The sequence below is a fragment of the Streptomyces sp. NPDC029526 genome, assembly GCF_040637405.1.
GTDB lineage: Bacteria > Actinomycetota > Actinomycetes > Streptomycetales > Streptomycetaceae > Streptomyces.
Genome location: NZ_JBEZWE010000014.1, coordinates 109,289 through 127,422, shown reverse-complemented (window position 1 = coordinate 127,422; position 18,134 = coordinate 109,289). Strand labels below are relative to the sequence as shown.

Below are 18,134 nucleotides of genomic sequence, written 5' to 3'. Positions count from 1 at the left end.
ACGGCGCTCAGACGAGCCGCCGCAGCCGTCGGCCCCGGCTCTCCGCCACCCGCAGCGCGTCCGCGAGGGCCACGGTCAGGCACTCGGCGAGGTGCCGCAGTTCGCCGGGCAGCGCGTCGGGGATCAGCGCGCGGGCGTGGGCGAGGACGTCGGCGCCCATGCCGAGCTGCACCGTCTCCGTCGTGTCGGCGAGCCGGGAGACCGGCCCGTCGAGACCGTCGTCCGTGATCAGGTAGCAGGGCTTTCCGTCCACGCCGGACCAGGGGAGCAGGCGGGGCTCAGGTGCGTCCATGGGGGTGTCCCGGTGAGGTGAGGGGGTGGGCGGGGTGGTCGGTCATGTCATCGGCTCCGGTCGAGGTGATCAGCGCGTTGCCACGCCACGGGCAGGGGCAAGCCGTGCGAGGCGTAAGGCATTCTAGGCATGCTAGGTATCCCCTGTATCGCGTACTGCGCTAAGTATGCTCATCCTGAATCGGTGATCGAGTTCGCTCCCGATATTCCCCGCTGGCGCCAGGTCGCCGAGGTGGTGCGCGGCCGGATCGCCGACGGCACCTACCCGCCGCGCACGCGCGTGCCCTCCGTGGTGCAGCTCACCGCGGAGTTCGGGATCGCCAACGCCACGGCTCACAAGGTGCTGCGCGCGCTGCGGGAAGAAGGGCTGACGTACACCGAGCCCGGCCTCGGCTCCTTCGTCGCCGAGCCGAAGGGGCCGTCCGCGGCCGACGGGCCCGCCTCCGGCACCTGACGGCAGGACCCCGGGCCGGAACCCGGTCCGCAATCCGGACCGAAATCCGGACCGGCATCCGGACGGGCATCGGGCCCGCAGCCGCCTCTACGGCGTCGTCTCGCCCCGGACCAGCGGGTGGCAGACGGGCTGGACCTCCTCGGGGAGGTCGTCCGGGAGGCACCAGCGGGCCTCCAGGATCTCGAACGGGTCCAGGCGCAGCTCGCCGCCGAGCAGCCGGGCCTCGTAGGCCACCTCCATGCGCGTGCGCAGGCCGCTGTTCAGCATGACCAGGGGGCCCACCTCGACGTCCAGGCCGGTCTCCTCCTTGACCTCGCGGACCACGGTCTGCCGGAAGTCCTCGCCCTTGCGGGCGAATCCGCTGGGCAGGCCCCACTGCCGTCCCGGCGGCCACATTCGGTGCCGGAGCAGCAGCACCCGCCCCTCGTCGTCGCGCACCACACCGGTCACGCCGACGACGAACTTGGCGTGCAGGAGCCACATGATGCGGCTCTGGAAGGGGCGCAGGAGTCGCCAGACGCGGGTGACAAGTCGTCGCACGGGACCTCGGAGGAGTGGTGACGGGAGGTGACGGGCCGGGGGCGGGTGATCGCCGCTGGGAACCGTACCGGTCCGGCCGGGCCGGCGCGGTCACGGGTCGGGGGCGGCGTGTGGCCCGCAGGCTGGAAGGGGGTTGACCGGGGCGGGCCGCGAGCCTCATCGTCAGGTACGTACATGCCTCACGGTCCTGTACCGGGGACATTACCCTGGACCGGGTGATGCATTCCGGTGCACGCCCCCCGCCAGGATTCCCGCTCTCCGCACCGCGTCCCAGGAAGGTCCCGTGACCACGCCCAGCCCCGCCACCCCGTCCACCCAGGCCGCCGTCCCCGCGACGGGCGGTGGCCCGTCCGTCCCCGGCGGCGCGTCGCACGGGCGGGGTTCGCTGGGGCCGGTGGGCCTGGTCCTCGCCGGCGGGATATCCGTCCAGTTCGGCGGCGCCCTCGCGGTGACCCTGATGCCGAGGGCGGGCGCCCTCGGGGTGGTGTCGCTGCGGCTGCTGGTGGCCGCCGTGGTGCTGCTCGCGGTGTGCCGGCCTCGGCTGCGCGGGCACTCGCGCGCCGACTGGACCACGGTGGTCGTGTTCGGGATCGCCATGGCCGCGATGAACGGCCTCTTCTACCAGTCGGTGGCGCGCATCCCGCTCGGCCCGGCCGTCACCCTGGAAGTGCTGGGCCCGCTGGCCCTGTCCGTGCTGGCGTCCCGGCGCGCGATCAACTTCCTCTGGGCCGGGCTGGCCCTGGCCGGCGTCTTCCTGCTGGGCGGCGGGGGATTCGACCGCCTCGATCCGCTGGGCGTGGCCTTCGCCCTGGCGGCGGGCGTGATGTGGGCCGCCTACATCGTGTTCAGCGCGCGGACCGGACGCCGCTTCCCGCAGGCGGACGGGCTGGCGCTCGCGATGGGCGTCGCGGCGGTGCTGTTCCTGCCGCTGGGCATCATGGAGGCCGGGACCAAGCTGATCGAGCCGACGACGTTCGCGCTGGGCGCGGCGGTCGCCGTGCTGTCCTCCGTGCTGCCGTACACCCTGGAACTCCTCGCCCTGCGCAGGCTGCCCGCCTCCACGTTCGCCATCCTGATGAGCCTGGAGCCCGCGATCGCAGCCATGGCCGGCTTCCTCGTCCTCAGCCAGGCCCTCAGCCTGACCGAGGCCGCCGCCATCTCCCTGGTCATCGCGGCGAGCATGGGCGCGGTCCGCACCCAGGTGGGCCCGCGACGCCGGACGAGGGCCCGCGTGGACCTCACCAAGGACTGACAGCCGCCCGCCCCGTCGGATCACGGGGCTCGTCGGATCACGGAGGTCACAGCGCCCCGGGCGCCCGGACCCCACGACGATTTCCCCGTCGGGTTCACCGGAAACCGGCCCCGAGGGAGGTGCCCTGCCCGCCCCGTGACCGCTATCCGTATTCCGCTTGATGCGGTGCCCGAAGTACCTGTGGCGGGAGTACAGCGGAAAGGGACACCGTGCCGCCCATTTTGCTCCCCTCCGCATCCTCGGAACGTTCTCCGCGCGCGTCCCTTCGCGATTCACTGCCGCAGCAGGAGCACCGTTTGCCAGACCAGTGCGGCGTGCACGAGGAGGCACGTGCCCCATGCACCGCGCCGTCGCGATCCATGACGGAAGACGGTTGCCCACCCGGCCGCCAGGAGCAGGACGGCCAGGGCGATGAGGCACCACCCCAGGATCGGCCAGGGTCCCGCGGAAGGATCCGCGAACATCCTGAGCACCGTCAGCGGTATCAGCACCAGCAGCGGCAGGGCCCACGTGCCTTCGGATGCGGCGTGAGGCGACTGGGTCTCGGTCATCCGGAAAACTCCCCCGGGCGGGGCTCGCCGTGGCCGGGGAGGGATACGGCGGAGCCCGGCGTCTCGATATCGGTCACGGAACGCGCGTGCACGCTACCCGCGCGTCGGACACTTCACCTTCGAGGTGTTCGGTCAAGAGGCGATAATTTCCGTGCGACGGCCGGGGGAATTCGGGACAGCGATGCCGTGAAGCGCTTTCTCCGCCCGCCGAGTTTCGGCGCGAACGCGACCTTCTCGACGCTCACCCGTCGCTTCGGCGAGGGCGGCGTCGCCGGTCGGACCAGCCGATCCGGTGAGCGAGGTCGTTCAGTGGCCGGACGGCGATGACGAGGAAGATGAGGAACAGGCACGACCGAAGAGCCGTGCCGGGTCGGCGGCGCGGACTGCCGTCGACCCGGTCTGCGAGACCTGATGGGGAAGCCGGTGAACCGTGCCGGCCCTCGCGCCGGCGGTGGCCCGCGCGGGAACTCGTTCACCCTCACCGGAACAGGGCGGAAGGAGCGGACTGTTGATGGCGGCGCGGACTCCGACGGAACGCGCCCTGGCGCGCTCGTTCACCAGCCGCGGTACGCGGTTCGACGTCTCCGACCTGCGCATCGACCACCACCGGGACCGCAGTGCGACCTTGACGTACCGACTGGCCGTCGCGCGTGAAGGTCGCCAGGAGGAGGAGCACTGGGAGGTCACGCTGCCGTGGGACGACAAGTCCTTCGTGGACGTGCTCACTTCGCCCGCGCCCGAACCCGACCGGCTCGCCATGCTCGTGTCCTTGGTCCGCGGCCTGTCGGAGGAGTGGTGGGAAACCAAGGGGTATGAGCGGGAGGCGGCGAAGAAGGGACGTCGGATGCCGTGAACTGGTGTGGGCGGCGCCGTCCGGACAGAACCGGCTCGGACGACTCCTGGCCCTGGCCTGCGGGCACGTGCAGTGCCCCCTTCTTCGGCACGGATCGGAGTGCCTGACCGCATGGGTGGTCGCTCCTCTGCATCGGAGCCCGAGAGGCGATGCAGTTGAGGACCGTGAGGTTCCATTGATCTTCTTCACAGGGAATTGATCATTCCGCCCCTTCGGCGCGTGTAAGGATCTTCAGTGCGTGTCGTCCCTGACCAGGACGACGCTTCCTGGAACGTCCCACAAGGGGGAAGAAGTGCTTCGGTTCATGACGGGGCGCCGTACGACGATGTGCGGCGTCGCTCTCCTCACCGGCGCCGCATTGCTTGCTGCGGGCTCACCCGTAGCCATGGCTGATGACGCGACACGGCCGTTGAACGCTGCGGCGACAGTCGAGGCGGTCACCGGTACGGCCGACATCGCGGACAGCACCGCTGCTCGGGACGCCCCGGCCATCGCGCTGACGAGGGTCGAAGGCCAGGAAGTGAGGATCACGGCCCCGACGGTCGCGTCAGATGCCGTGACCGCTGCAGTGGGGAACACCCGTTTGACCGTGGCGTTGAACGGTGGTACTGCCGCTCGTGGTACGAAGGCCGGCAGCGGCACGGTCGTATACCCGGACGCGGCCCCGTCCACGGACCTGGCGGTGCAGCCGACCAAGGATGCCGGCGTTCGCGTGCTGGTCACTCTCAAGGACTCCGCAGCGGCCACCGAGCAGCGGTTCCCGGTGGGACTTCCCGCGGGTGCCACCCTCCTGGCCGATGGATCCGGTGGTTACGTCATCAGTCAGGGCACCGGCGACCAAGCCAAGATCATTGGCTCCATCGACGCTCCGTGGGCCAAGGACGCCGAGGGGCGTCCGCTGACCACGCGATACCGGCTCGAGGGGAGCACTCTCGTTCAGACGATCGAGACATCTCCTGATACGGCGTTCCCCGTTGTCGCCGACCCGAAGGTCAGCCTGGGTCGGTACATCTACCTGCGGTTCAGCAAGAGCGAGGTGAAGGATCTGGCCAAGGCCACCATGCCGACGTTCGCGGTCATCGCGGCCGCCATGGCCTGCGGCAAGATCCCCAATCCCGCGGCGTCGGCCGGTTGTGCGGCGGCCACCGGTCTTCAGGCCGCCTCCCTGTGGGGGCAGGCCAAGGACGCGGCCAAGGCCAAGCAGTGCGTGGAATGGAAGCTGACCTACGTCGGGGTCATCAAGGGCTGGAAGCGCTACAAGTGCTGACCACCTGCCGGTGGTCAGCCGGCGGACGGCAACAGTCCGTCCATGTCCCCCATCAGCACGGGAAGGAAGGGCTGCAATGTCCGGGTACGGAGCCGTGGGCCGGGATCTCGCGGTGGTCGCCGTCGTCTATCTGGCAGTGGTCCTGACGGTCGGAGCCGTACGGGACTGGGCCGTCGCGGGGTGGCTCATGGTGGGTCTGCCCGCACTGGTGGCCGGGCGAATCGCGTTCCACCATCGAGGGCGACAAGGGGATCGGCGTCCCTGACAGGGGCACAGGCCCGTCGGCCCCGGGCTGCCGGACCGTTGACGTGGGTGCGCAGGGGGTGAGTGTCGGCCACAGCGCCGCCGGACCGCGCTCACCCGGCAGGAGATGCCCTCGGCGATGCTGCCGAGGGCCTTCCCGCGGCCGACAGGGCGCACACCCGCCGAGCCACCAGGTGCCTGTCCCTTCACCACGGTGCCCCGCCCCCTCGGCGCTGCCCGCCCCGACTCGTGGCGATGTTGAGCGCTTAGGCTGCTGATCCACTCATCGGTACAACGGGGAGGGAACCGATGACGGATACGGCCGAGGCATTCCAGCCGTTGCAGGACGAGGATCCGCGCACCGTGGGGGAGTACCGGCTCGCGGCGCGGCTGGGTGCGGGCGGGATGGGGCGGGTGTACCTCGCGCACACGCACGGCGGCCGGCCGGTGGCCGTCAAGGTCGTGCGCTCGGAACTGGCCGACGACCCGACCTTCCGGCGGCGCTTCGCCCGGGAGGTCGGGGCGGCGCGGACGGTGAAGGGTGCCTACACCGCCGAACTGATCGACGCCGACCCGGAGGCCGTACCGCCCTGGCTGGCCACGCTGTACGTGCCGGGCCCCTCCCTCACGGAGGCCGTCGCCCGGCGCGGGCCGCTGCCCGAGACGGCGGTGCTGTGGCTGACGGCGGGGATCGCCGAGGCGTTGCAGGCCATCCACGGGGCCGGGATCGTGCACCGGGACCTCAAGCCGTCCAACGTCCTGCTGGCGTCCGACGGGCCGCGGGTCATCGACTTCGGCATCGCCCGCGCCGTCGACGCGACCGCCCACACCGCCACCGGCGCCACCATCGGCACGCCCCACTTCATGGCCCCCGAGCAGGCGTCCGGCGGCGAGGTGTCGGCCGCCACGGACGTCTTCGCGCTCGCCCAGACGGCCGCCTTCGCGGCGCTCGGCCGCCCGCTGTACGGCGACGGGCCGGCGGTGAGCGTGCTGTACCGCATCGTGCACTCCGCCCCCGACCTGTCCGAACTGCCCGACCGGCTGCGCGGGTTGCTCGCCCGGTGCCTGGTCGAGACCCCGGAGGACAGACCCACCCCGGCGGAGGTCGTCGCGTTCTGCCGTGAGGCTCTGGGACGGGACGCCGATGCGGGGGCCGGGGCGGACGTCTGGCAGGAGATCGCCGGCCCGCAGGTGACGGTGCCGCCGCCGACCGCGCACCCGGGACCGGACGTGGCGCCGACCGCGGTGCACACGGTGTCGGCGGGGCCCGCGGGACCCGTGGCCGGTGCGGCCCCGATCCCGCCCGCCGGCCCGTACGGGCATCCCTACGGACACCCCTACGGGGCCCCGTACGGGCCCTTCGCTGCGCCCCGGCCGCCGTCCACCCCTCAGGACCGGCGGAGCCGGCGCCGGCGCCTGGGACTGTACGGAGCGGCCGGAGTCGCCGCCGTCGGGCTGGTGATCGCGGCGGCCTGGACGGTGCTGGACGCGGTGGGCGACCTCGACCGGGGAGACGGTGGACGCGGCCGGGACACGGCCGCCTCCGCCTCCGGCACACCCGGACCGGACGCGAACCGGCCGGCGGGGTCCGGTGGCGAGGGCGAGGGCACGGGCGCGGGGGAGGGCACGGACGCGGACGCGGACAAGTCCGGGACCGGGGCCGGGGCGGGGTCCGGGGCGGGCGCGGACGCGTCGGCCGGGCGGGACACCGGGGCCGGAGCCGACGCGGACGGGAAGCCGCGGGCGCACGGCTACAACGGTCTGATGCTGACCCCCGACGACTCCCTGCGCTACGGCGACGGCACGGTGTACGACAACCGCAAGGAGGACATCCGGTTCAGCTGCTCCGAGGTCAGCTGCGAACTGGAGAGCGACAGCGTGGTGTTCACCCGGGTCTACGGCGATCCCGGTGACGGCACCCACGACATGTGCGACCTCATGACCGCGAACACGAAAACCCGTCGCGTCCCGATGGCCGCCGTCGCGGCGGGCACGGAGATCTGCGTGCGGGACCAGGACGGCAACGTGGGGCTGCTCGTCGTGCAGACGAAGTCGACCGCGATTCCGAAGCTCGGCTTTGTCAGGGTGGACCTGACCGTCTGGCGCAAGACCTGAGGGTCGTGGCGTTCGGCGGCTCGTGACACGGGCAGGAACGACCGGGTAACAAAAAAGCATGCACGCATGCTTGATAAGGGCCGTCAGGCCTGCCATGCTCGCCGCGTCCGCACCGCGTCCCGCGCACCGCATGCGCTGCACGCCGCAAGCGATACGCACCGCAGGCGATACGCACCGCATGCCCGACGCACACCGCGTCCGCACAGCGTGCCGCACCTCGCGTCACGCACCGCGGATCACGCACCGCCGTGTCCACGCCGCCGTGTCCGTGCCCCGAGGGGAGCGCCTCGTGTCCGATCCGACGCCTGTGATCGACGATCTGCGGGAGGAGAGCGAGGAGCTGGACCGGCTCGTGGCCGGGCTCGGTCCCGAGCGGTGGGCGCTGGAGACGCCCGCCCCCGGCTGGACCGTCGCCCACCAGATCGCGCACCTCGCCTGGACCGACCACTCGGCGCTGGTCGCCGCCACCGACGCGGACGGGTTCCGGAAGCTGGTCGAGGCCGCCCTGGCCGCCCCGCACACGTTCGTGGACGAGGGCGCCGAGGAAGGCGCCCGGGTGCCGCCGGACGTGCTGCTGGAGCGGTGGCGGGCGGGGCGGGACGCGCTCGACACGGCGCTGCGGGCCGTGCCGTCAGGGGTGCGGCTGCCCTGGTACGGGCCGCCGATGTCGGCAGCCTCGATGGCCACCGCCCGCCTGATGGAGACCTGGGCGCACGGCCTGGACGTGGCGGACGCGCTGGGCGTGGAGCGTGCTCCCACCGCGCGGCTGCGGCACATCGCCCGACTCGGCGTCCGCACCCGGGACTTCGCCCACGGGGTGCACGGGCTGACGCCGCCCGCCGAGCCGTTCCGCGTCGAACTGACCGCGCCCGGCGGGGAGCTGTGGACCTACGGCCCCGAGGACGCGCCGCAGCGGGTCACCGGCCCCGCACTCGACTTCTGCCTGCTGGTCACCCAGCGCGCCCACCGCGCCGACCTCGCCCTGAGAGCCGACGGGCCGGACGCCGACCGCTGGCTGGACATCGCCCAGGCGTTCGCCGGGCCGCCCGGTGGCGGGCGGGCGCCGAAGGGGGACGCCCGGTGACGGCCGCACCCCTGCGCATCGGCAACTTCTCCGGCTTCTACGGCGACCGCGCCGACGCCCTGCGCGAGATGCTGACCGGCGGGGAGCTGGACGTCCTCACCGGCGACTACCTCGCCGAGCTGACCATGCTCATCCTGGCCCGCGACCGGCTGAAGGACCCCGGTGCCGGCTACGCCCGCACGTTCCTGCGGCAGCTGGAGGACACCCTCGGGCTCGCCCACGAGCGGGGCGTGCGGATCGTCACCAACGCGGGCGGGCTCAACCCGGCCGGGCTCGCCGACGCCGTGCGGGCCCTGGCCGGCCGGCTCGGCATCCCCGTACGGGTCGCCCACGTCGAGGGCGACGACCTCACCGCCCGGCACCCCGGCAGCCTCGCCGCGCACGCCTACCTCGGGGGGTTCGGCATCGCGGAGTGCCTGCGCGCGGGCGCCGACCTGGTCGTCACCGGGCGGGTCACCGACGCGGCCCTGGTCACCGGGCCGGCCGCCGCCCACTTCGGCTGGGGGCCGACGGACCACGACCGGCTGGCGGGCGCCGTCGTCGCCGGGCACGTGCTGGAGTGCGGGACCCAGGCCACCGGCGGCAACTACGCCTTCTTCGGCGAGTGTCCGGACGGCGACGCCCTGCACCACCCCGGCTTCCCGGTCGCCGAGATCCACGCCGACGGCAGCAGCGTCGTCACCAAGCACCCCGGCACCGGCGGCTTCGTCGACGTGGGCACGGTGACGGCGCAACTGCTGTACGAGACGGCCGGCGCCCGGTACGCGGGGCCGGACACCACCGCCCGCCTGGACACCGTGCGGCTGACCCGGCAGGGGCCGGACCGGGTGCGGATCGACGGCGTGCGCGGCGAGCCCCCGCCCCCCGCCCTGAAGGTCGGACTCAACCGGCTCGGCGGGTTCCGCAACGAGGTGGTGTTCGTGCTCACCGGGCTCGACATCGAGGCCAAGGCGGACCTGGTGCGCGCCCAGATGACCGAGGCGCTCGCCAAGTCCCCGCCCGCTGAGGCACGGTGGGAACTGGTCCGCACGGACCGGCCCGACGCCCCGACCCAGGAGGTGGCGAGCGCGCTGCTGCGGCTGGTCGTGCGGGACCCCTCCGCGGAGGCGGTCGGGAGGGCGTTCAGCGGGGCCGCCGTCGAGCTGGCCCTGGCGAGCTACCCGGGCTTCCACGTCCTGGCCCCGCCCGGGAAGGGCGCCCCCTACGGGGTGTTCGAGGGGGAGTACGTGCCGCAGGAGGACGTCCCGCACGTGGCCGTCCTGCCCGACGGGCGCCGCGTCCCGGTCGAGCCGCCCCGCGAGACGGCCGCCCTCGACGACGTGCCGGAGCCCGCGCTCCCCGAGCCGCTGCCGGCGGGCCCGACGGTCCGGGCGCCGCTGGGCCGCGTCGCCGGGGCCCGCAGCGGCGACAAGGGCGGGGACGCCAACGTGGGGGTGTGGGTGCGCTCCGACGACGCCTGGCGGTGGCTGGCCCACGAGCTGACCGTCGAGCGGTTCCGCGAGCTGATCCCCGAGGCCCGCGACCTTCCCGTCACCCGGCACGTGCTGCCCCGCCTGCGCGCCCTGAACTTCGTCGTCGCCGGGATCCTCGGCGAGGGCGTCGCCGCGCAGGCCCGCTTCGACCCCCAGGCCAAGGCGCTCGGTGAATGGCTGCGCTCCCGCCACGTCGACCTACCGGAGGTGCTGCTGTGACGGTCCTCGGCTCGGCCCTGGACACCGGAGACCCGGAATACCGGGCGAACCGCGAGGCCATGCTCGTCAAGCTGGCCGAGCTCGACACCGAACACGCCAAGGCCCTCGCGGGCGGCGGCGAGAAGTACGTGGCACGGCACCGCGGGCGCGGCAAACTCCTCGCCCGCGAGCGCGTCGAGCTGCTCCTCGACCCCGACACGCCGTTCCTGGAGCTGTCCCCGCTGGCGGCCTGGGGGAGCGACTACACCGTCGGCGCCTCCCTGGTCACCGGGATCGGGGTGGTCGAGGGCGTGGAGTGCCTGATCACCGCCAACGACCCGACCGTGCGCGGCGGGGCCAGCAACCCCTGGTCGCTGAAGAAGGCGCTGCGCGCCCACGAGGTCGCCTTCGCCAGCCGGCTGCCCGTGATCAGCCTGGTGGAGTCCGGCGGCGCGGACCTTCCCTCGCAGAAGGAGATCTTCATCCCCGGCGGCGCGATCTTCCGGGACCTGACCCGGCTGTCCGCCGCCGGCATCCCCACCGTCGCCGTCGTCTTCGGCAACTCCACCGCCGGGGGCGCGTACGTGCCCGGCATGTCCGACCACGTGATCATGGTCAAGGAGCGGGCGAAGGTGTTCCTCGGCGGGCCGCCGCTGGTCAAGATGGCCACCGGGGAGGAGAGCGACGACGAGTCGCTCGGCGGCGCCGAGATGCACGCCCGCGTCTCCGGCCTCGCCGACCACTTCGCCGTCGACGAACCCGACGCGCTGCGCCGGGCCCGCCGGGTCGTGGCCCGACTCAACCACCGCAAGGCGTACCCGGATCCGGGCCCCGCCGAGCCGCCGAAGTACGACCCGGAGGAGCTGCTGGGCATCGTCCCCGGCGACCTGAAGATCCCCTTCGACCCGCGCGAGGTGATCGCCCGCATCGTCGACGGCTCCGACTTCGACGAGTTCAAGCCGCTGTACGGGACCAGCCTCACCACCGGCTGGGCCGCGCTGCACGGCTATCCGGTCGGGATCCTCGCCAACGCGCAGGGCGTGCTGTTCAGCGAGGAGTCGCAGAAGGCGGCCCAGTTCATCCAGCTCGCCAACCAGCGCGACATCCCGCTCCTCTTCCTGCACAACACCACCGGCTACATGGTCGGCAAGGAGTACGAGCAGGGCGGCATCATCAAGCACGGCGCCATGATGATCAACGCGGTCTCCAACTCCCGTGTCCCGCACCTGTCCGTGCTGATGGGCGCCTCCTACGGCGCCGGGCACTACGGCATGTGCGGGCGGGCGTACGACCCGCGCTTCCTGTTCGCCTGGCCGAGCGCCAAATCCGCCGTCATGGGCCCGCAGCAGCTCGCGGGCGTCCTGTCCATCGTCGCCCGGCAGTCGGCGGCGGCGAAGGGACGGCCCTACGACGACGAGGCCGACGCGGCGCTGCGCGCGATGGTGGAGCAGCAGATCGAGTCGGAGTCCCTGCCGATGTTCCTGTCCGGGCGGCTGTACGACGACGGGGTCATCGACCCGCGCGACACCCGGACCGTGCTCGGCCTGTGCCTGTCTGCCGTCCACACCGCCCCCTTCGAGGGTGCGCGGGGCGGCTTCGGCGTCTTCCGGATGTGAGGACCATGATCACTTCTGTGCTCGTCGCGAACCGGGGCGAGATCGCCTGCCGCATCGCCCGCACCTGCCGTGAGCTGGGCATCACGACCGTCGCCGTGCACTCCGACGCCGACCAGGACGCCCTGCACACGCGGACGGCCGACCTCGCGGTGCGGCTCCCGGGGGCGGCGCCCGCCGACACCTACCTGCGCGGCGACCTGATCGTGAAGGCCGCCCTGGCGACCGGGGCCGACGCCGTGCACCCCGGGTACGGATTCCTCTCCGAGAACGCGGACTTCGCGCGCGCCGTGCGGGACGCCGGACTGGTGTGGATCGGGCCGCCGCCCGAGGCCATCGAGGCGATGGCGTCCAAGACGCGGGCCAAGCAGCTCATGGGCATCGAGCCCCTGACCGACGTCACCGAGGCCGACCTGCCGGTGCTGGTGAAGGCGGCGGCGGGCGGCGGCGGACGCGGGATGCGGGTCGTGCGGCGCCTCGAGGACCTGGACGCGGAACGGGCCGCCGCCCGCGCGGAGGCGGTGAGCGCCTTCGGCGACGGCGAGGTGTTCGTCGAGCCGTACCTCGGCGGTGAGGCGGGCGGCCGGCACGTCGAGGTGCAGGTGCTCGCCGACACCCACGGCACCGTGTGGGCGCTCGGCACCCGCGACTGCTCCCTCCAGCGCCGCCACCAGAAGGTGATCGAGGAGGCCCCGGCGCCCGGCCTGTCCCCGCGGCTCACCGAGGAGTTGCACGCCCTGGCGGTGCGCGCCGCGCGGGCCGTCTCCTACGTGGGCGCGGGCACCGTGGAGTTCCTGGTGGCCGGTGACCGGGCGCATTTCCTGGAGATGAACACCCGGCTCCAGGTGGAACACCCGGTCACCGAGGCCGTGTTCGGCCTCGACCTCGTCGCCGAGCAGATCCGGATCGCCGAGGGGCACGCCCTGGCCGGCGAGCCGCCGCGCCCGCACGGGCACGCCGTCGAGGCCCGCCTCTACGCCGAGGACCCCGCCCGCGGGTGGGCCCCGCAGACCGGCCGCCTGCACCGCCTCGCCGTCCCGGGCCACGCGCGCCTGGACACCGGGTACACCGACGGCGACACCGTCGGCGTCCACTACGACCCGATGCTCGCCAAGGTCGTCGCCCACGCCCCCACCCGCGCCGAGGCCGTCCGGAAACTGGCCGCCGCGCTCGAACGCGCCGACATCCACGGCCCGGTCACCAACCGGGACCTGCTGGTGCGCTCGCTGCGGCACGAGGAGTTCGCACAGGGCCGCATGAACACCGGCTTCTACGACCGGCACCTGTCCGCTCTGACCGCCCCGGCCACGAGCCCGGATGTCCGCCCGTCTCCCGCCACCGCCCTCGACGGGGCCGCCGCGCGGCCCCCGCTGGCCGCGCTGGCCGCCGCCCTCGCCGACGCCCACGGCCGCTCCCGCTTCGGCGGCTGGCGCAACCTGCCCGCCCAGCCGCAGGTCAAGCGGTACGCGCTGGCGGGCGAGGAGCACGAGGTGCGCTACCGGCACACCCGGGAGGGCCCGGCGGCCGACGGGGTGCGGGTGGTGCACGCCGGGCCGGACCTCGTGGTGCTGGAGGCGGACGGCGTACGGTGCCGCTACACCGTCGCCCGCTACGGCGACCAGGTGTACGTCAACGGCCTCGCCCTCACCGCCCTGCCCCGCTTCCCCGACCCCGAGGCCCAGCTCGCCCCCGGGTCCCTGGTGGCGCCCATGCCGGGCACCGTCGTGCGCGTCGCGGACGGCCTGGCGGAGGGGGTGACCGTGGAGGCCGGACAGCCGCTGCTGTGGCTGGAGGCCATGAAGATGCAGCACCGGATCACCGCCCCGGCCGCCGGCGTCCTCACCGCCCTGCACGCCGTGGCGGGCCGCCAGGTGGAACCCGGCACGCTGCTGGCCGTGGTGCAGCCGGCCACCGGTCCCGCCTCCGCCCCCGACGACGTCCCCGCGACGCCCGCGACGCCCGGGCCGTCCCCCGCCGCGCCCGGTCCTTCCGGTGCCCCCGACACCTCCGCCCCGCCCGGTCCTTCCGGTGCCCCCGATACCTCCGACTCCGCCGAGGAGCGTCCATGAGCGTGATCGAGTCCGAAGAGCACCAGGCCCTGCGCGCGGCCGTCGCCGCCCTGGGCGCCAAGTACGGCCGTGACTACCTCACCAACGCGGTCTCCTCCGGCCGTCACCCGGCAGAACTCTGGGCGGAGGCCGCCAAGTTGGGCTACCTCGGCGTCAACCTGCCCGAGGAGTACGGCGGCGGGGGCGGCGGCATCGCCGAACTGTCCATCGTGCTGGAGGAGTTGGGCGCGGCCGGATGTCCGCTGCTGATGATGGTGGTGTCGCCAGCGATCTGCGGCACGGTGATCGCCCGCTTCGGCACCGAGGAGCAGAAGCGGGAGTGGCTGCCCGCCCTCGCGGACGGCACCCGCACCATGGCCTTCGGCATCACCGAACCCGACGCCGGCTCCAACTCCCACCGCATCACCACCACCGCCCGGCGCGACACGGACACCGGGGACTGGGTCCTCACCGGCCGCAAGGTGTTCGTCTCCGGCGTCGACACCGCCGAGGCCACCCTCGTCGTGGGCCGCACCGAGGACGCCCGCACCGGGAACCTCAAGCCCTGCCTCTTCATCGTCCCGCGCGACGCCGAGGGCTTCCGGCGGCGGGCCATCGACATGGAACTCAACGCCTCCGAGAAGCAGTTCGAGCTGACCCTCGACGACGTGCGGCTGCCCGCCGGTGCCCTGGTGGGCGACGAGGACGCGGGGCTGCTCCAACTGTTCGCCGGTCTCAACCCCGAGCGCATCATGGGCGCCGCCTTCGCGATCGGCATGGGCCGCTACGCCCTCGCCCGGGCCGTCGAGTACGCCCGGGAACGCACCGTGTGGAAGGTCCCGATCGGCGCCCACCAGGCCATCGCCCACCCCCTCGCCCAGGCGCACATCGAACTGGAGCTGGCCCGTCTGATGATGCAGAAGGCCGCCCACCTGTGCGACGCGGGCGACGACATCGGCGCCGGTGAGGCCGCCAACATGGCCAAGTACGCGGCGGGCGAGGCGTGCGTGAGGGCCGTCGACCAGGCCGTGCACACCCTCGGCGGCAACGGCCTGACGCGCGAGTTCGGCCTCGCCTCGTTGATAACGGCGGCGCGCGTGTCTCGTATTGCTCCGGTGAGCAGGGAGATGATTCTCAACTACGTCTCCCACCAGACCCTGGGTCTGCCCAAGTCGTACTGACGACACCCGCCGGACCGCCGTCCGGCGCGGGAGGAGGAACCATGTTCCGCAGCACGTACGCAGACGTCGAGCCGGTCGACCTGCCCATCCACGACGCGGTCCTGGCACGCGCCGCCGAGTTCGGCTCCCACCCGGCCCTCATCGACGGCACCGACGGCACCACCCTCACCTACGAACAACTCGACCGCTTCCACCGCCGGGTGGCCGCCGGGCTCGCCGAGGCCGGGGTGCGCAAGGGCGACGTGCTCGCCCTGCACAGCCCCAACACCGTCGCCTTCCCCACCGCCTTCTACGCCGCCACCCGCGCGGGCGCCTCCGTCACCACCGTCCACCCGCTCGCCACCGCCGAGGAGTGCGGCAAACAGCTCACGGACTCCGGAGCCCGCTGGATCGTCACCGTCTCCCCGCTGCTGGAGTCCGCGCGCCGGGCCGCGGAGATCGCCGGCGGGGTCGAGGAGATCCTGGTCTGCGACAGCGCGCCCGGCCACCGTTCCCTGATCGACATGCTGGCCTGCACCGCGCCCGAACCGGAGGTCGACATCGACCCCGCCGAGGACGTGGCCGCGCTGCCGTACTCCTCCGGCACCACCGGCCTGCCCAAGGGCGTGATGCTCACCCACCGGCAGATCGCCACCAACCTCGCCCAGCTCGAACCGGCCATCACCGCGGGCCCCGGCGACCGCATCCTCGCCGTGCTGCCGTTCTTCCACATCTACGGCCTGACCGCCCTGATGAACGCCCCGCTGCGGCAGGGCGCCACCGTCGTCGTGCTGCCCCGCTTCGACCTGGAACAGTTCCTCGCCGCGATCCAGAACCACCGCATCACCGCCCTGTACGTGGCCCCGCCCATCGTCCTCGCCCTCGCCAAGCACCCGATGGTCGCCGAGTACGACCTGTCCTCCCTGGAGCACGTCATCAGCGCCGCCGCACCCCTCGACGCGCACCTGGCCGCCGCCTGCTCCCGACGGCTCGGCCTGCCGCCCGTCGGCCAGGCGTACGGCATGACGGAGCTGTCCCCGGGCACCCACGTGGTCCCCCTGGACCTCATGGACCAGGCGCCGCCGGGCACCGTCGGCAAGCTGATCGCGGGCACCGAGATGCGCATCGTGTCCCTGGACGACCCCGGCAAGGACCTCGGGCCCGGCGAGTCCGGCGAGATCCTGATCCGCGGCCCGCAGGTGATGAAGGGCTACCTCGGCCGTCCCGACGCCACCGCGGCGATGATCGACGAGGACGGGTGGCTGCACACCGGGGACGTGGGACACGTGGACGGTGAGGGCTGGCTGTTCGTCGTCGACCGGGTCAAGGAGCTGATCAAGTACAAGGGCTTCCAGGTGGCCCCCGCCGAACTCGAGGCGCTGCTGCTGACCCACCCCGGCATCGCCGACGCCGCCGTCATCGGCGAGCGCGACGAGAACGGCAACGAGGTCCCGCACGCCCACGTGGTGCGTCAGCCGTCCGCCCCCGGCCTGACCGAGGGGGAGGTCATGATGTACGTCGCCGAACGCGTCGCCCCCTACAAGCGGGTCCGCCGGGTCACCTTCCTGGACGCCGTGCCCCGCGCCGCGTCCGGCAAGATCCTGCGCCGCGAACTCCGGTCGGCGCCCGAGGAGCCCTCGTGACCCTGATCGCCCGCACCCGCGCCCGGGGCGTCGAGACGCTCGCGCTCGACGCCCCGGAACGCCGCAACGCCCTGTCCGCGGCCCTCGTCGGCGACCTCGCCGACGCGCTGGCCGCGGCCGGGCGGGACCCCGGGGTCCGCGCGGTCGTCCTCACCCACACCGGCACCACCTTCAGCGCCGGCGCCGACCTGCGCGACCCGCCCGACCCCGACGCCCTGGTGGCGCTGCTGCGGCAGCTCGTCGAACTGCCGAAGCCCGTCGTCGCGCGGGTCACCGGGCACGTCCGCGCCGGCGGCCTCGGCCTGCTGGCCGCCTGCGACATCACGGCCGCCTCCGAGGACGCCACGTTCGCCTTCACCGAGGTCCGCATCGGGGTCGCCCCGGTCGTGATCTCGCTGCCGCTGCTGCCCCGCACCGACCCGCGCGCCCTCGCCCGCCTCTACCTCACCGGGGAGCGCTTCGACGCCGCCGAGGCCACCCGCATCGGCCTGCTCACCGCCTCCGGCCCGGACGTCGACGCCGTGCTCGCGCCGATCCTCGACGGCCTGCGCCGCTCGTCGCCCGAGGCCCTGGCCGAGACGAAACGACTGCTCACGGCTAGGGTGCTGGAGACATTCGACCGGGACGCGGCCGGCCTGACCGCGCTCTCGGCCCGGCTGTTCGCCTCCGACCACGCGCGCGAGGGAATGACGGCCTTCCTCGAACGACGGGATCCGACATGGGTGGTGTGAACACGGCCGAACGGGCCGGACGCGTCCCCAAGCAGGACCGCAGCCGGGCCACCCGGCAGCGCCTGCTGGAGGCCGCGGTGGCCTGCCTCGCCGAACACGGCTGGGCCGGGTCGACGGTCTCCGTGGTGGCCGAACGGGCCGGGGTGTCGCGGGGCGCCGCCCAGCACCACTTCCCGACCCGCGAGGACCTGTTCACGGCGGCCGTCGAGTACGTCGCCGAGGAGCGCTCCACCGCCCTGCGCGCCCTGTTCCCCGAGGGCGCCGGCGCCGGGGAGCGCCGCGCGGTGGTGGCCGCCCTCGTGGACCTGTTCACCGGCCCGCTGTTCCGGGCCGCCCTGCACCTGTGGGTCGCCGCCTCCAACGAGGAGCAGCTGGGCGCGCGGGTGACCGAGCTGGAGTCCCGGGTGGGCCGGGAGACCCACCGCATCGCCGTGGAACTCCTCGGCGCCGACGAGAGCCGCCCCGGCGTCCGCGAGAGCGTGCAGGGCCTGCTCGACATGGCACGCGGACTGGGCCTGGCCAACCTCCTCACCGACGACACCGCCCGCCGCGACCGGGTGGTCGCCCAGTGGGCGGCGCTGCTGGACGAGGCGCTGGGCTGAGCCGTGGGCGACCACTA

The 18,134-nt window shown here is 73.4% G+C and carries 17 protein-coding genes; 14 read left to right on the top strand and 3 right to left on the bottom strand.

The annotated features are described in order from the left end of the window. Positions 1 to 7: 7 nt before the first annotated feature. Positions 8 to 292, bottom strand: a complete 285-nt coding sequence (locus AB0F01_RS24745) for a hypothetical protein (RefSeq protein WP_362099709.1) — start codon at positions 290 to 292, stop codon at positions 8 to 10. A 183-nt stretch (positions 293 to 475) separates the two neighbouring features. On the opposite strand from AB0F01_RS24745, the gene AB0F01_RS24740 reads away from it, so the two are divergent. After that, a complete protein-coding gene (locus AB0F01_RS24740) occupies positions 476 to 745 on the top strand; it encodes a winged helix-turn-helix domain-containing protein (RefSeq protein ID WP_362099706.1) in 270 nt (89 codons plus the stop codon). An 87-nt stretch (positions 746 to 832) separates the two neighbouring features. On the opposite strand, the gene AB0F01_RS24735 is transcribed toward AB0F01_RS24740, so the two are convergent. Then, complete coding sequence (locus tag AB0F01_RS24735; protein ID WP_362099703.1) at positions 833 to 1,285, bottom strand: NUDIX domain-containing protein; 453 nt, start codon at positions 1,283 to 1,285, stop codon at positions 833 to 835. Positions 1,286 to 1,568: 283 nt separating this feature from the next. Here AB0F01_RS24735 and AB0F01_RS24730 point away from each other — a divergent pair, with 283 nt between their 5' ends. Beyond that, the gene (locus AB0F01_RS24730) at positions 1,569 to 2,537 is read left to right on the top strand and encodes an EamA family transporter (protein WP_362099701.1); all 969 of its coding nucleotides are present in this window, start codon (positions 1,569 to 1,571) and stop codon (positions 2,535 to 2,537) included. Positions 2,538 to 2,809: 272 nt separating this feature from the next. Here AB0F01_RS24730 and AB0F01_RS24725 read toward each other — a convergent pair whose 3' ends face one another. After that, the gene (locus AB0F01_RS24725) at positions 2,810 to 3,088 is read right to left on the bottom strand and encodes a hypothetical protein (protein WP_362099698.1); all 279 of its coding nucleotides are present in this window, start codon (positions 3,086 to 3,088) and stop codon (positions 2,810 to 2,812) included. 511 nt (positions 3,089 to 3,599) lie between these two features. Here AB0F01_RS24725 and AB0F01_RS24720 point away from each other — a divergent pair. The 12 genes from AB0F01_RS24720 to AB0F01_RS24665 all read left to right on the top strand — a co-directional run bounded on the left by AB0F01_RS24720 (position 3,600) and on the right by AB0F01_RS24665 (position 18,117). Continuing rightward, positions 3,600 to 3,941, top strand: coding sequence for a hypothetical protein (locus AB0F01_RS24720; protein ID WP_362099695.1), 342 nt, complete (start codon positions 3,600 to 3,602; stop codon positions 3,939 to 3,941). Positions 3,942 to 4,179: 238 nt separating this feature from the next. After that, on the top strand, positions 4,180 to 5,208 hold the full coding sequence (locus AB0F01_RS24715) for a hypothetical protein (protein WP_362099692.1): 1,029 nt from the start codon (positions 4,180 to 4,182) through the stop codon (positions 5,206 to 5,208). 76 nt (positions 5,209 to 5,284) lie between these two features. After that, positions 5,285 to 5,473: a hypothetical protein gene (locus tag AB0F01_RS24710; RefSeq protein WP_362099689.1), complete on the top strand. Its 189-nt coding sequence runs from the start codon at positions 5,285 to 5,287 to the stop codon at positions 5,471 to 5,473. A 287-nt stretch (positions 5,474 to 5,760) separates the two neighbouring features. Beyond that, positions 5,761 to 7,566 (top strand): protein kinase, encoded by a 1,806-nt coding sequence (locus AB0F01_RS24705; RefSeq protein WP_362099686.1) that lies wholly within the window; start codon positions 5,761 to 5,763, stop codon positions 7,564 to 7,566. 289 nt (positions 7,567 to 7,855) lie between these two features. Continuing rightward, positions 7,856 to 8,650, top strand: coding sequence for a TIGR03084 family metal-binding protein (locus AB0F01_RS24700; protein ID WP_362099683.1), 795 nt, complete (start codon positions 7,856 to 7,858; stop codon positions 8,648 to 8,650). After that, complete coding sequence (locus AB0F01_RS24695) at positions 8,647 to 10,341, top strand: acyclic terpene utilization AtuA family protein (protein ID WP_362099680.1); 1,695 nt, start codon at positions 8,647 to 8,649, stop codon at positions 10,339 to 10,341. The genes AB0F01_RS24700 and AB0F01_RS24695 overlap by 4 nt, the downstream gene beginning before the upstream one ends. Continuing rightward, on the top strand, positions 10,338 to 11,936 hold the full coding sequence (locus AB0F01_RS24690) for a carboxyl transferase domain-containing protein (protein ID WP_362099677.1): 1,599 nt from the start codon (positions 10,338 to 10,340) through the stop codon (positions 11,934 to 11,936). The genes AB0F01_RS24695 and AB0F01_RS24690 overlap by 4 nt, the downstream gene beginning before the upstream one ends. A gap of 5 nt (positions 11,937 to 11,941) precedes the next feature. Further along, entirely contained in the window at positions 11,942 to 14,002 is a 2,061-nt protein-coding gene (locus AB0F01_RS24685; protein ID WP_362099674.1) for a biotin carboxylase N-terminal domain-containing protein, read from the top strand. Then, positions 13,999 to 15,162 carry an acyl-CoA dehydrogenase family protein gene (locus AB0F01_RS24680; RefSeq protein WP_362099672.1) on the top strand — a complete coding sequence of 388 codons (1,164 nt, stop codon included), beginning with the start codon at positions 13,999 to 14,001 and terminating at the stop codon, positions 15,160 to 15,162. Before AB0F01_RS24685 ends, AB0F01_RS24680 begins: the two co-directional genes overlap by 4 nt. A gap of 41 nt (positions 15,163 to 15,203) precedes the next feature. After that, positions 15,204 to 16,784, top strand: coding sequence for a 4-coumarate--CoA ligase family protein (locus AB0F01_RS24675; RefSeq protein WP_362099669.1), 1,581 nt, complete (start codon positions 15,204 to 15,206; stop codon positions 16,782 to 16,784). Next, positions 16,781 to 17,515: an enoyl-CoA hydratase family protein gene (locus tag AB0F01_RS24670; RefSeq protein WP_362099666.1), complete on the top strand. Its 735-nt coding sequence runs from the start codon at positions 16,781 to 16,783 to the stop codon at positions 17,513 to 17,515. Before AB0F01_RS24675 ends, AB0F01_RS24670 begins: the two co-directional genes overlap by 4 nt. Beyond that, entirely contained in the window at positions 17,503 to 18,117 is a 615-nt protein-coding gene (locus tag AB0F01_RS24665) for a TetR/AcrR family transcriptional regulator (RefSeq protein ID WP_362099663.1), read from the top strand. Before AB0F01_RS24670 ends, AB0F01_RS24665 begins: the two co-directional genes overlap by 13 nt. Positions 18,118 to 18,134: the final 17 nt, after the last annotated feature.

What these genes read in the sequence shown, in the direction of transcription:
- AB0F01_RS24745 (WP_362099709.1), bottom strand. Translation starts at nt 292, where the DNA reads ATGGACGCACCTGAGCCCCGCCTGCTCCCCTGGTCCGGCGTGGACGGA.
- AB0F01_RS24725 (WP_362099698.1), bottom strand. Translation starts at nt 3,088, where the DNA reads ATGACCGAGACCCAGTCGCCTCACGCCGCATCCGAAGGCACGTGGGCC.
- AB0F01_RS24720 (WP_362099695.1), top strand. Translation starts at nt 3,600, where the DNA reads ATGGCGGCGCGGACTCCGACGGAACGCGCCCTGGCGCGCTCGTTCACC.
- AB0F01_RS24710 (WP_362099689.1), top strand. Translation starts at nt 5,285, where the DNA reads ATGTCCGGGTACGGAGCCGTGGGCCGGGATCTCGCGGTGGTCGCCGTC.
- AB0F01_RS24705 (WP_362099686.1), top strand. Translation starts at nt 5,761, where the DNA reads ATGACGGATACGGCCGAGGCATTCCAGCCGTTGCAGGACGAGGATCCG.
- AB0F01_RS24685 (WP_362099674.1), top strand. Translation starts at nt 11,942, where the DNA reads ATGATCACTTCTGTGCTCGTCGCGAACCGGGGCGAGATCGCCTGCCGC.
- AB0F01_RS24680 (WP_362099672.1), top strand. Translation starts at nt 13,999, where the DNA reads ATGAGCGTGATCGAGTCCGAAGAGCACCAGGCCCTGCGCGCGGCCGTC.
- AB0F01_RS24675 (WP_362099669.1), top strand. Translation starts at nt 15,204, where the DNA reads ATGTTCCGCAGCACGTACGCAGACGTCGAGCCGGTCGACCTGCCCATC.
- AB0F01_RS24665 (WP_362099663.1), top strand. Translation starts at nt 17,503, where the DNA reads ATGGGTGGTGTGAACACGGCCGAACGGGCCGGACGCGTCCCCAAGCAG.